The following is a 12,283-nucleotide window of genomic DNA, read 5'->3' as shown; positions in this document are numbered from 1 at the left end:
CGGCGTAGCCGGGCAAAGCGGGTCGTCACCAGCAAGACCCGCGACGATCGCAAGCGCGGCGTAGCCGGGCGAAGCGGGTCGTCACCAGCAAGACCCGCGACGATCGCAAGCGCGGCGTAGCCGGGCGAAGCGGGTCGTCACCAGCAAGACCCGTGACGATCGCGAGCGCGGCGTAGCCGGGCGAAGCGGGTCGTCACCCGTGCTTAGGCCTCAGCGGCGCCGCAGCCGCTCGACGTAGTCGGCGACACCTTGCTGGGTCTGGTCGGCGGCCCACACCCGGCGCACCTCCCGGTCGATCTCGGCGCCCGCTTCGATGCGCGCCAGAGTCGGTGCCCGCAGCTGCTCCTTGGTGTGGCGATAGGCGACCGCTGGGATCTCGCTGAGGTCCTTGGCCTCGGCGACCGCGGCATCCAGCAGGTTTTCGGCTACCACGCGGTGGGCCAATCCCCGTGCGACGGCGTCCTCGCCGCGGTAGCTACGCCCACTGAGCAGGACCTCCTCGGCGCGGTCGCCACACGCATAGCGCATCACCTCGAGCGCGGCGACCGGGAACGGCACACCGACCCGGACTTCGGCGGCTCCGATCTGAGCGGCAGGGTCGGACAGGCGCCAGTCGCAGGCGCAGGCCAGCACGCACCCACCGGCTATTGCGGCACCGTTTATCGCTGCCACCGTCGGCCCGGGATACCTGAACACCGCCTCGAACAGATCCGACAAGGCCGGAACCAATTGGTCGGTGTAGGCGGCCCCGCCCTCGACGAGCCGGTTCAGGTCGACCCCGGCCGAGAACACCCGTCCGGCGCCGGTGATGACCAACGCGGCGCCACCCGAACGTTCCTGCTCCCGCACCGTCTGGGTCAGCTCGCCGAGGAATTCGACGTCGAGCGCGTTGACCCGTCCCGACATGAGGGTCACGACCTGCACCGATCCCACAGCTTCGATCTCGATCACAGGGCTACTCCACCACAACCCGCTCGATTACTTGGGATCGGTAGCGACGAGGGCGATCTGTACTTCTCCCATGACGCCGCCAACGGGGCGGCGCATGACGGAAGGAAGTCCGATGAAACGTGTTATCGCGGCTGCGATTGGCGCCCTTGGCTGCGCATCGGTGCTGGTGGGGTGCTCCAGCGGCGGCCACACGGCCAGCCCGGCGTCCAACGCACCGGCAAGCATCTCGACCGGCGGCGGCAAGACCGAGGTCAAGGTGGGCGGCACCGACCTCGCCGGCCTGGATCCGGCTTCGGTGACGTGTGTCAAGCAGGCCGGAAAGATCAACATCGGCAGCGGCTCGACCGGCGGCCCGCAGCAGGCGCTGGCGGTTGTGATGACCGACGCCAACCCGCCGACGGTGGACTCGCTGGCCATGGTCGTCGACGGCAACGCCCTGTCGGTCGCCGACAATATGGGCGCCAAGGTCGGTTCGGCCAAGGTCGCGGTGGACGGCAAGACCTACACCATCACCGGTCAGGCGCAGGGCGCCGACCTGAAGAACCCGATGGCCGGGATGATCACCAAGGACTTCAGCATCAAGGTGACGTGCGGCTAGGAACAGCGGTTCGGGGCGGCGGGCATGCAACGCATGTCCGCCGTTTCGGCCTGGACTTATGATTCAGCCGTGTCGATCCGCGACGACCTGGTGCGCGCGCGTCACCTGGCGTGCGCGGCCGAGGAGGACATGGCCCGCGACTTGTTGTTGTCGTTGATGCCCAGGATCGAGCAGGAAGACCGAGACGACCTGCTGTTGGAAGTGTTCGCCGAGCTCGGCGAGATCTACCTGGTCCGTGGCGCGAATGACGGAGTGCGCGAATGCATTCGGCGCATCGAAGAACCGTTGGCGATCTACCGCGGCATCCTGGCCGGCACCATGCCGGAGGCAGCGGCTCAGGTGCCTATGTCGCACACCGAGATCGCCCACATGATCCGGCGCTACTCCCGGCGCGCGCAGTTCCTGCGCACGGGTTTGGCTGCGGCGCAGGGCGACCACGAGGGCGCCGCAACCGCCCTGGCCGCACTGACCGACTCCGACGAGACCTTCGCAGACCTTGCCGACGAGCATGCGCAACTGATCTGCTTCGCCCGCACGCTGTGCGCGACCGCCCTGTGCGACGACGATCTGCACGTGCGATCGGTACCGCTCTGGGAGCAGGTGGTCACCTACTTGATGGCGAGCAGACGCAGAATCGCACAAAATCGCTAGCGATTATGCGATTCTGCGTCTGCTCGCGGAGGGAGTTGCGCGCCTTCCAGGGCGATGGCCCGGGCCAGCCGCGCGTAGCGCAACTCCAGGTCCTTGAACCGCATGTAGGTGCTCAACGTCGTGAAGCTGAACGCCATGATCAGCCCGTAGAGCATCAGGTCGGTGCCGCGATTCACGCCGAACCAGTGCGCGACCACCGTGGTGTCGTCCGGCCGCAACACCGCGTAGATACCGAGCAGCACGAACAGGACGTAGCCCACCTTCACCCAGGCGCGTGCCCGAGCGCTGCGGCGCGACCGCAACAGAAAGATCAGCAGGGCGATGATCGAACCGATCAGCAGCACCTTGATCCAGTTCATCGCCTGATCCTTCCCCGCAGAAACCCGTCGAAGATGATGTTGACGCCGTTGAGCAGCGGCTGGCCCTTCGACTTCGAGTAGTCGGTGTAGAGCACCTCGACGGGCTCTTCGGCCACCCGCCAACGGTTTTCGGCGATCATCATGACGATCTCGGTGGCGTGGCTCATCCCACTCATGGTGATGTTCATCCCGTCGGCGACGGTCTTGTTGAACACCCGCAGACCGTTGTTGGTGTCGGTCAGACCAAGCCGCCGGCCGCGTCTGCTCAGCCGGGCCGCGGTCTGCAGCACGATCCGCTTCAGCAACGGAGGCCGGCTGGCGACGGCTTGGCCGAACCTGGTCCCGATCACGACGTCGACGTCGCCGCGTCGGAGCCGGTCGATCATCCTGGCCACGTCCTTCACCCGGTGCTGACCGTCGGCGTCGAAGGTCGCGAACACCGCGGCCCCGGGCTGCGCGCGGGCGTACTCGATACCGGTCTGCAGCGCCGCGCCCTGCCCGAGGTTGATGGGATGGCGCACCAGGTGCGCCCCGGCCTGCCGGGCTATCGCGCCGCTGCCGTCGGAGCTGCCGTCGTCCACGCAGACGACGTTGTCGAAAACCGATCTCAGGTCGGCGATCACCTCGCCGATGACCTGGCCTTCGTTGAAGTCCGGGACGACGATCCAGACGTCATGTGTTTCGGAGCCCATTTCAAGCCACAACGTACACGCCGAGCAGGTCGCGATCAGTCGCCCGCGCGTGCGGCACGCCCGAGGGCGAACAGGTGGACGCCGATACCCACCAACGGTCCGCACAGCAGGGCGACCACGGTGCGGGTCTGCAGCGCTATCGGCAGCATCAACAACAACGCCGCGGCCACCGTCGCGCCGACCCAGCCCACCGAATACGCGCGATGCAGGGCTGCCGCCACGGTCGCGGAGCCGGTGAGTGTCAACAGCGCGATCGCCACCGCGGCGGCCGTCAGCCAGGCCAGCAGCGCACTGGAGGCCTGATACTGCGCGCCGAACGCGGAGCGCAGCAGCCATGGCCCCACCAACCCGGCCAGCAGCACCCCCAGCCCACCGACGCCGGCCACCAGCAGCACTGGCGAGATCAGCGCGCGCAACCGGTGGCCGCGTTCGTCGACGAAGTGCGCTATCAGGTTCCCCTGCATCGCCGTGAGCGGCACCAGCAAGGGCGCGCGGGTCAACGTGACTGCCAGGATGACGACGCCGCCCTGCGCGCCAAGTTCGGCGGACGTCACCTTCAGCAGCACCGGGAAGCCCATCACCAGGATGGCGCTGGCCCCCGCGGCCGTGATCGAGTGCGCGGTGCCGCGCAGAAACGCAGCCATAGTGCCGGGTGTCAGCAGCCGCGCGGTCGCGCGCGCCGTCGGCGACGAAACCAGGATGATGAGCCAGGACACCGAGCCGGCGACGGTCGCCCACAGGAACCCGACCAGACCCCAGCCGAGCACGAAGGTCGCCGCGGCGACCGTCACCCGGATGACGGCGTCGGTGACCATCAGCGTCCCGTAGTGACCCCACCGGTTGGTGCCGGCCAGCATGCCCTGCAACGTCGAATGCAGGCAGAACCCGGCCAGTCCGACGCTGAGCAGTCCGACCGACAACCAGCGCGCCTCGACGAACACCCGCCCGCTCCACAACGGGGAACTGCCCGCGATCAGCACTGCCGAGCTCAAGCCGACCAGGGCGGCGACGCGCAGCGGATGGGTGCGAGGGTGCTCGGGCAGTACGTCCACGTATTGCATGGCCCGCACCTCGCGGGTGGTTTCCTGCAACAGACCCGAAGCAGCGCCGGTGACCAGGCCGAAGGCGCCCCAGAACACCGCGAATACCGAGAAACCGCTCGGCGCCAGGTTGCGTGCCGCCAGGTACACCACGGCGTAGCCGCACAGCGCGGTGACCGCGGTGGCGGTGCCGACCCGCGCGACACTGCCGCGGGTGACCGGCCCCGCCGACACTGCGGGGGGACCCGCGCCGTCCGTCACCGTGGCGACACTAGCGGTCCACGGATCGCGTCAGTGCCCGGTGGTCTTGAACCGCTCCACCGAACGCTGCACCTCGGCCTCGGCCTCCGCCCGGCCCACCCAGTCGGCGGCATTGACGTACTTGCCCGGCTCCAGGTCCTTGTAGTGCACGAAGAAGTGCTTGATCGCCTCGAGCTCGTGCTCTGGAACGTCGCCGATGTCCTGGATGTGATCCCACCGCTTGTCGCCGGCCGGCACGCACAGCACCTTGTCGTCGCCGCCGGCCTCGTCGACCATCCGGAACATTCCCACCGGCCGGACCTCCACCAGCACGCCCGGGAACAGCGGCTGCGGCAGCAGCACCAGCGCGTCCAGCGGGTCGCCATCCTCGCCCAGGGTGTCCTCGATGAATCCGTAGTCGGTGGGGTAGGCCATCGGGGTATAGAGGTAGCGGTCCAGACGCACGCGGCCGGTCTCGTGATCGACCTCGTATTTGTTGCGCTGGCCCTTCGGTATTTCGATGGTGACGTCGAATTGCACGGCTACACAGTAGTCGAGCAGGTGCGGCGGCATTGCCGTGCGGCCGGTTCGGCAGAATGGGACCCGAGAAGACAGGAGATCGCAGGTTTCCATGGGTCCCAGACGCTGGCGCAAGACCACCCACGTGCTCGTCGGGTTGGCGGTCGTTGCGTTCGTCGCCGCCGTGGTGGCCGCCGCGGTGCTGTTCACCACGGGCGGGCACGGCACCAGCGGGGCCCGGTCCCCCGTTCCGCCGCCGCGGCCGCCGACGGTCAAACCGGGGGTCAGCGCGGTGGCTGACAACGCCGAGACGCCCAGCGCGACGGGCGTGGCGGCGGCGCTGGCGCCGGCTGCGGCCGACCCCAATCTGGGCCGGCTCGGCGGCCGGGTCACCGACGCGATCACCAGCAAGGAATTGTGGCGGCAACTCGACGACGTGCCGATGGTCCCGGCGTCGGTCAACAAGGTCCTGACCGCCGCGGCGGCCCTGCTCACCCTGGACCGGCAGGCCCGGATCAGCACCCGGGTGGTGGCGGCCGGGCAAAGCCCGCAGGGTCCGGTCGTGTTGGTAGGCGCCGGGGATCCGACGTTGTCGGCCGCACCTCCGGGCGTCGATACCTGGTATCGCGGCGCGGCGCGGATCAACGACCTGGTCGAACAGATCCACCGAAGCGGGGTGACGCCGACCGCGGTGCAGGTGGACATCTCGGCGTTCAGCGGTCCCACCCTGGCGCCGGGCTGGGATCCCGCCGACGTCGACAACGGCGATGTCGCCCCGATGGAAGCCGCGATGATCGACGCCGGGCGCATCCAGCCCACCACGGTCAACTCGCGGCGCTCCAAGACTCCGGCCCTGGATGCCGGCCGGGAGCTGGCCAGCGCGCTGGGCCTGGATCCGGCCGCGGTGTCGCTGGCCTCGGCGCCGTCGGCGGCCCGCCAGCTGGCCGTGGTGCAGTCGGCCCCGCTGATCCAGCGGCTCAGTCAGATGATGAACGCTTCGGACAACGTGATGGCCGAATGCATCGGTCGGGAAGTGGCCGCCGCCATCAACCGGCCGCGCAGTTTCACCGGCGCCGTCGACGCGGTGACCAGCAGACTCAACACCGCGCACGTCGACACCGCCGGAACCGCGCTGGTCGATTCCAGCGGCCTGTCCGTCGACAACCGATTGACGGCGCGCACCCTCGACGGCGTGATGCAGGCCGCGGCGGGGCCGGATCAGCCGTCGCTGCGGGCACTGCTGGATCTGCTCCCGATCGCCGGTGGCAGCGGCACGCTGGGTGAACGCTTCCTCGACCGCTCCACCGACCAGGGGCCCGCCGGCTGGTTGCGGGCCAAGACGGGTTCGCTCACCGCCGTCAACTCCCTGGTCGGAGTGCTCACCGACGCCAGCGGGCGGGTGCTCACCTTCGCGTTCATCTCCAACGACGCCGGCCCCAACGGCCGCAACGCGATCGACGCGCTGGCCACTCGGCTCTGGTTCTGTGGGTGCGTGACGTGAGCCCGTCCGCATCCTCTGCCGAATTGACCATGGGCGACGCGGTCGACTGGCGGTTCGCCGCCACCGTGGGGGAGAAGCTGGTCCGCGGGGGCCCGGTCACCTCCGAATACACCCGGTCGCAGGTGGCCGATCAGTTGCTGCGGTCCGCCGAGCAGGCCGAACCGCCGGTGCGTGACGTCACCGGACTGATCACCGACGGCGCGGTGCCGCCGGCCCGGATCGTGGACCGGCCGCAGTGGATCCGGGCGGCTGCCGAGTCGATGCGGCTGATGACCAAGGGCGGCGACAAGCCGCGCGGCTTCCTCACCGGGCGGCTCACCGGCGCCCAGACCGGCGCGGTGCTGGCGTTCGTGTCGTCGGGAATCCTGGGCCAGTACGACCCGTTCGGGTCCGACGGCGGAACCTTGCTGCTGGTGTATCCGAACGTCATCGCCGTCGAACGCCAGCTCAAGGTCGATCCGTCCGACTTCCGGCTGTGGGTGTGCCTGCACGAGGTCACCCACCGGGTGCAGTTCACCGCCAACCCCTGGATCGCCGGCTACATGTCCGATTCGCTGGCCTTGCTGACCCGGGAACCCGCCGAAGACATCCGCCAGGTCGCCGGTCGGCTCGCCGAATTCGTCCGGACCCGTGGCGCCGAAGAGGACGACTCCGACGCCACCGGGGTTCTGGGCCTGGTGCGCGCCGTGCAGTCCGAGCCGCAACGCCGAGCGCTGGATCAGTTGTTGGTGCTGGGGACGCTGTTGGAAGGTCACGCCGAGCATGTGATGGACGCGGTCGGGCCGATGGTGGTTCCGTCGGTCGCCACGATCCGCCAGCGGTTCGACGAGCGTCGGCAGCGCAGACAACCGCCGCTGCAGCGGGTGCTGCGCGCACTGCTGGGTCTGGACGCGAAGCTCAAGCAGTACACCCGCGGTAAGGCGTTCGTCGACACCGTGGTGGACCGGGTCGGCATGAACCGCTTCAACACCATCTGGACGGGGCCCGAGACGTTGCCCCTGCCCGCCGAGATCGAACATCCGCAGCGATGGATCGATCGGGTGCTGTAGCCCAGCTGCGCAGGGCTGCAACTGATTTCGCGCAGGACCATCTGGGCTCTGACGACCGCTGGTGCGTCGGGCTGTCCGGCGGCCCGGATTCGTTGGCGCTCACCGCCGTTGCCGCAACGTTGCGTCCGACCACGGCGCTGATCGTCGACCACGGGCTGCAGTCCGAATCCGCCGCGGTCGCCGAAACCGCACGGGCGCAAGCCCTTTCGCTTGGATGTGTGGATGCTCGGGTGCTTCGTGTCCAAGTCGGTGCCGGCGGCGGCCCGGAAGCCGCGGCCCGGGCCGCCCGCTACCACGCGTTGGACAGCCACCGGGACGGTCCGGTGCTGTTGGCGCACACGCTCGACGACCAGGCCGAGACGGTCCTGCTGGGGTTGGGCCGCGGTTCCGGGGCCCGGTCCATCGCCGGGATGCGCGCCTACGATCCGCCGTGGTGCCGGCCGCTGCTGGCGGTGCGCCGCGAGGTCACCCACGCCGCGTGCCGGGAACTGGGCCTGACCGCCTGGCAGGACCCGCACAACGACGACCGCCGCTTCACCCGGGTCCGGCTGCGCACCGAGGTGCTGCCGTTGTTGGAGGACGTACTCGGCGGCGGGGTCGCCGCGGCGCTGGCCCGTACGGCGACCGCGCTGCGCGAGGACACCGAGCTGATCGACGCGATCGCCGCCGAGTCGCTGCGCACCGTCGCCGCCGGATCGGGACTGGACACCGGCACCCTGCGCGCGCTGCCCGACCCGGTGCGGCGGCGGGTGATCCGCGGTTGGCTGCTCGCGGGCGGGGCAATCGGACTCACGGACAAGCAGATTCGCGGAGTGGACAAGCTGGTCACCGCCTGGCGCGGCCAGGGCGGGGTGGCGGTCGGGTCCGAGCTGCGCGGTCAGCGCCTGGTCGCCGGGCGGCACGACGGTGTCCTCACGTTGCGACAGGAGGCGATTTGACGGCTGCGTTGGTCGATCACAGCCGGGCGTGGCAGGCTGTGCACGTGACGGCGGAGCTGTACCCGGGCGATATCAAGTCGGTGCTGCTCACCCAGGAGCAGATCCAGACCCGCATCGCCGAACTCGGGGCGCAGATCGGGGACGACTACCGCGATCTGGCGGCCGAGACCGGTCAGGATCTGCTGTTGATCACCGTGCTCAAGGGCGCCGTGCTGTTCGTCACCGACCTGGCCCGCGCGATCCCGCTGCCCACCCAGTTCGAATTCATGGCGGTCAGCTCCTACGGTTCCTCGACATCGTCGTCGGGCGTGGTGCGCATCCTCAAAGACCTCGACCGCGACATCCACGACCGCGACGTGCTGATCGTCGAGGACGTCGTCGACTCAGGTTTGACGCTGTCGTGGCTGCTACGCAACCTGACCAGCCGGCATCCTCGCTCGCTGCGGGTGTGCACGCTGTTGCGCAAGCCTGACGCGGTGGGTGCCAACGTCGACATCGCCTACGTCGGCTTCGACATCCCCAACGACTTCGTCGTCGGCTACGGACTGGATTACGACGAGCGCTACCGCGACCTGTCCTATATCGGGACGCTGGACCCCCGGGTCTACCAGTAGCTTTAGATCAGCTCCCAGACCGCGGTCACCGAGAAGTTCACCGTCTGCTGGCCGGGTTCCAGCGGCACCAGCGCCGCGCGGGGGGCCGGAGCTCCGGTGGGCGGCGGCGTCGATCCCGTGGCTTCGGAGATGGACAGCACCTTGCCGAGGCTGAGACCGGAGAGCTGCGCGTACTGCTGAGCCCGGTTCTTGGCGTCGTCGAAGGCACGTGCCCGCGCATCCTTCACCAGCTGCGAATCATCGGCGATCGAGTAGTTGACCGAGCCGATCCGGGTGGCGTCACCACCAGTGCCGACGACGACCGCCAGCAGTTTCGACGCCGAATCGGCCGGGTGGATCGTGATCTCGACGGAGTTTTCGGCACGGTAACCGTTGATGGTCGGGGGCCCGCCCGGCTCGGACGAGTTGTATTGCGGCTGCAAGGTGACTCCCGTGGTGCGGATGTCCTTGCGGTCCAGCCCGGCGGTCGCCAACGCGTCGATCACCGCCCGCTGGCGGTCGCCGGTCTGGTTCATCGCCGTGGTGACGTCTGCTGCGGTGAACTCGATCGTCACCTCGGCCGTCAACGTGTCCGGGACGCCCTGGACCTGTCCGGAACCGTTGACGGTGACCTGGCGTGGGTTGAGTCCAGGGGTGGGCGCGGCGGTCTGTGCATCGCACGAAGGCAGGGTCGCCACCGCCAGGGCTGCGGCGGCAGCCACGATCGACCTGCGGAATCGGGTGGAGGTAGTCCGAACGGGCATGTCTGGGACCCTAGCGGCTCGAACCGCCGAAATTGATCGACGCCGTTCGTCCGCCATTGCGACATCATTTGTTTACCCGCCATTCAACTGAGTTGTTTCCGGTCAAATGTCGTCGTGTGACTAGGGTGTGCGGAGCGCCCGAAAAGTGACGTAAGTAACTCCCAGCAAACAGTTGCGGAATCGACCAGTGGTTGCCGTGCGGTGCGGCATATCGGCTGGCCGGGTGGGTGATCGCGCCTACCCGCCAGTCTTGATTTGTGCTTGATAGGCGAGCGGAACCGTCGGTGGGCGGCGCTCGCGCCGAGTTCGGGTCGCTCGGCGCGGCCGGTTGCGCCGGCCGGCCGGCAACCCGATCGTCGGCACCCCCGGCTCTGGCAACGTGCGGTATGCCGACTGTGAAAACCATTGGGGTACAGAGTATTTGAGGGATCTACGCCAACCGCATGACACCTTCGAATTCGTCTGCCGGCCAAGGATCGGCGAATCCTGCGGAGGGCATCCGTGCGCGATTCACCCCCGGGGGGCACTCGAATCGGCACCGCCCTCGGTCGCGGCCCCGTCGCCGCGGGATAGACCGCGACCCTACCGGCCGACGGCACGATGGGATGCGGGTTCATATGAGACTCAGGCCATAGCCGACTCATATGTTATTCAAATGTGTCCGCGCCGGAACCCGCCGATTCGCTGCAGCAAATGAATAGTTACTGACTTAGCAGTGAACATGCTGCCCGGAAGCTGTTTTGTTGCTGAGTGCCTGGCTTAACGTGGCGGAGGATCGACTCAGCGCCGAGTTTCGTCACCGTCATGAGTCGCTAAACGCAGTTTTGCAACGTGAATTTGAGGGAGGACTCAAATGTCGATCGTCTTCGCCGAGCCGGAGGTGCTGGCTGGCGCCTCGGGGGAGTTGATGTCGATCTTTTCGACCCATCGCGCCGGTAATTCCGCCGCCGCGGGCCCCACGACTTCGGTTGTTCCGGCCGCATCGGACCTGGTGTCGGCCATCATGGCCAACCACTTCGTCAACCACGCCAACCTGTTCCAGGCCATCAGTGCTCAGGCCGCGGTGGTCCAGGAGCAGTTGGCGACCACGCTCGGTATCAGTGGTGCTTCCTACGGCATCACCGAATCCGCCAACGCCGCCGCGGTCGCGTAGGACGCAGTCGATGGATTTCGCTGCTTTACCGCCGGAGATCAACTCCGCGCTGATGTATGCGGGACCCGGGTCGGGACCGATGCTGGCTGCCGCTGCGGCCTGGGAGGGTCTGGCCGGAGACCTGCAATCCGTCGCGGCCTCGTACGGGGGGGTCGTCACCGGTCTGACCGACGGACCGTGGGTGGGACCCTCGGCGGCTGCCATGGCGAGCGCCGCCACACCGCAGATCGCGTGGCTGACCACAACGGCCGAACAGGCCGCGCAGACCGGCGCCCAGGCAGTTGCCGCCGCGGCCGCTTACGAGGCGGCGTTTCTCGCGACGGTGCCGCCACCGGTCATCGAAGCGAACCGGGCGCTGCTGGCAGCGTTGCTGGCGACGAACTTCCTGGGGCAGAACACCGCGGCGATCGCCGCCACCGAGGCCCAATATCTGGAGTTCTGGGCGCAGGACGCGGCCGCCATGTACGCATACTCCGGGGCGTCGGCGGCGGCAGCGGAGTTGCCGGCACTGACCCCGCAGTCGGTCGGTACCAGCATCGGCGGGCTGGGAGCCCAACTCAGCGCGGTCAACACCGCTGTCGCGGCATCGGGCTCCCAGGATGTGGTCAAAGCGCTGACCCAGATGGCCGGACTGTCGAACATGCCGCCCTGGCTCACCGACCCGCTGAAGGCCCTTGGTTTGACCGGGTCCACATTCACCCCCAACGGAGACGGAATCGTCCTGAACGGCGTAATCGGCGACGTGGTGGAGGGGCTCACCGGCTCATCGACTATCGACGGCAGCACGCCCGTCGACGCGTTCATCCGAATGATCTCCCCGATACGACTATTCGGCACCACCTTCAGGGACCTCGACGGTCTTACGCGCGCATTTTTCCCGGCAGCAAAGGCTGCGGAGGGCGCCGCCAAGGCCGCCGAGGGAGCAGCGGCGGCTGCTGTCCCCAAGTTGGGCAACGCCCTTGGTGGGATCGCCGGGATCGGTAACGCGGCGAAAGTCGGTGCCGTTTCCGTTCCGTCCAGCTGGATCAGCACGCCGGCGGCCACCCCGGTCAACGTCGCGCTAAACGGGGCCGCCGGTGCGGCTGCCGCTGAACCCGCCACGGCCGCATTTGGGGGGTTGCCGATGGTCCCGGGTGCCGGTACCGGTCGCGGTGTGGCGAACTTCGCGGCACCGCGGTACGGATTCAAACCCACCGTCGTCGTGCAGCCGCCATCCGGGGGATAGGACATGAACC

13 protein-coding genes and 1 pseudogene are annotated in these 12,283 nt (G+C 68.4%); 8 read left to right on the top strand and 6 right to left on the bottom strand.

The annotated features are described in order from the left end of the window. Positions 1-210: 210 nt before the first annotated feature. A complete protein-coding gene (locus tag AC5Y47_RS07525) occupies positions 211-951 on the bottom strand; it encodes an enoyl-CoA hydratase/isomerase family protein (protein ID WP_499943286.1) in 741 nt (246 codons plus the stop codon). A gap of 112 nt (positions 952-1,063) precedes the next feature. Between AC5Y47_RS07525 and AC5Y47_RS07520 the strand changes: the two genes are divergently transcribed. Next, a complete protein-coding gene (locus AC5Y47_RS07520; protein ID WP_499943285.1) occupies positions 1,064-1,549 on the top strand; it encodes a lipoprotein LpqH in 486 nt (161 codons plus the stop codon). 69 nt (positions 1,550-1,618) lie between these two features. Beyond that, positions 1,619-2,164: pseudogene (locus AC5Y47_RS07515) on the top strand (hypothetical protein); the annotation flags it as partial. 32 nt (positions 2,165-2,196) lie between these two features. Here the strand turns inward: AC5Y47_RS07515 and AC5Y47_RS07510 are convergent. The 4 genes from AC5Y47_RS07510 to AC5Y47_RS07495 are packed head-to-tail and all read right to left on the bottom strand — an operon-like array spanning position 2,197 to position 5,071. Beyond that, positions 2,197-2,559 (bottom strand): DUF2304 domain-containing protein, encoded by a 363-nt coding sequence (locus AC5Y47_RS07510; RefSeq protein WP_499943284.1) that lies wholly within the window; start codon positions 2,557-2,559, stop codon positions 2,197-2,199. Next, positions 2,556-3,251: a polyprenyl-phospho-N-acetylgalactosaminyl synthase PpgS gene (gene ppgS, locus AC5Y47_RS07505; protein ID WP_499943283.1), complete on the bottom strand. Its 696-nt coding sequence runs from the start codon at positions 3,249-3,251 to the stop codon at positions 2,556-2,558. The genes AC5Y47_RS07510 and ppgS overlap by 4 nt, the downstream gene beginning before the upstream one ends. 35 nt (positions 3,252-3,286) lie before the next feature. Then, complete coding sequence (locus AC5Y47_RS07500) at positions 3,287-4,552, bottom strand: hypothetical protein (protein ID WP_499943282.1); 1,266 nt, start codon at positions 4,550-4,552, stop codon at positions 3,287-3,289. Positions 4,553-4,582: 30 nt separating this feature from the next. Next, entirely contained in the window at positions 4,583-5,071 is a 489-nt protein-coding gene (locus tag AC5Y47_RS07495; RefSeq protein ID WP_499943281.1) for an inorganic diphosphatase, read from the bottom strand. Between the two features lie 91 nt (positions 5,072-5,162). Here AC5Y47_RS07495 and dacB point away from each other — a divergent pair, with 91 nt between their 5' ends. The 4 genes from dacB to hpt are packed head-to-tail and all read left to right on the top strand — an operon-like array spanning position 5,163 to position 9,152. Then, positions 5,163-6,551, top strand: a complete 1,389-nt coding sequence (gene dacB, locus AC5Y47_RS07490; RefSeq protein ID WP_499943280.1) for a D-alanyl-D-alanine carboxypeptidase/D-alanyl-D-alanine endopeptidase — start codon at positions 5,163-5,165, stop codon at positions 6,549-6,551. A gap of 29 nt (positions 6,552-6,580) precedes the next feature. After that, on the top strand, positions 6,581-7,600 hold the full coding sequence (locus AC5Y47_RS07485; RefSeq protein ID WP_499943419.1) for a zinc-dependent metalloprotease: 1,020 nt from the start codon (positions 6,581-6,583) through the stop codon (positions 7,598-7,600). Further along, positions 7,579-8,538 carry a tRNA lysidine(34) synthetase TilS gene (gene tilS, locus AC5Y47_RS07480; protein ID WP_499943279.1) on the top strand — a complete coding sequence of 320 codons (960 nt, stop codon included), beginning with the start codon at positions 7,579-7,581 and terminating at the stop codon, positions 8,536-8,538. Before AC5Y47_RS07485 ends, tilS begins: the two co-directional genes overlap by 22 nt. Further along, complete coding sequence (hpt, locus tag AC5Y47_RS07475) at positions 8,535-9,152, top strand: hypoxanthine phosphoribosyltransferase (RefSeq protein WP_499943278.1); 618 nt, start codon at positions 8,535-8,537, stop codon at positions 9,150-9,152. Before tilS ends, hpt begins: the two co-directional genes overlap by 4 nt. A gap of 2 nt (positions 9,153-9,154) precedes the next feature. Here the strand turns inward: hpt and AC5Y47_RS07470 are convergent, their stop codons facing one another. Continuing rightward, entirely contained in the window at positions 9,155-9,895 is a 741-nt protein-coding gene (locus AC5Y47_RS07470; RefSeq protein WP_499943277.1) for an SIMPL domain-containing protein, read from the bottom strand. Positions 9,896-10,748: 853 nt separating this feature from the next. Here AC5Y47_RS07470 and AC5Y47_RS07465 point away from each other — a divergent pair. Both AC5Y47_RS07465 and AC5Y47_RS07460 read left to right on the top strand, forming a co-directional pair. Further along, positions 10,749-11,048, top strand: a complete 300-nt coding sequence (locus tag AC5Y47_RS07465) for a PE family protein (RefSeq protein WP_499943276.1) — start codon at positions 10,749-10,751, stop codon at positions 11,046-11,048. Between the two features lie 10 nt (positions 11,049-11,058). Then, positions 11,059-12,273: a PPE family protein gene (locus AC5Y47_RS07460; RefSeq protein WP_499943275.1), complete on the top strand. Its 1,215-nt coding sequence runs from the start codon at positions 11,059-11,061 to the stop codon at positions 12,271-12,273. Positions 12,274-12,283 lie beyond the last annotated feature (10 nt).

The organism is Mycobacterium sp. NGS22 (assembly GCF_059813095.1).
The sequence above is the reverse complement of the archived record's forward strand: the minus strand, read 5'-3'. Positions and strand labels throughout refer to the sequence as shown.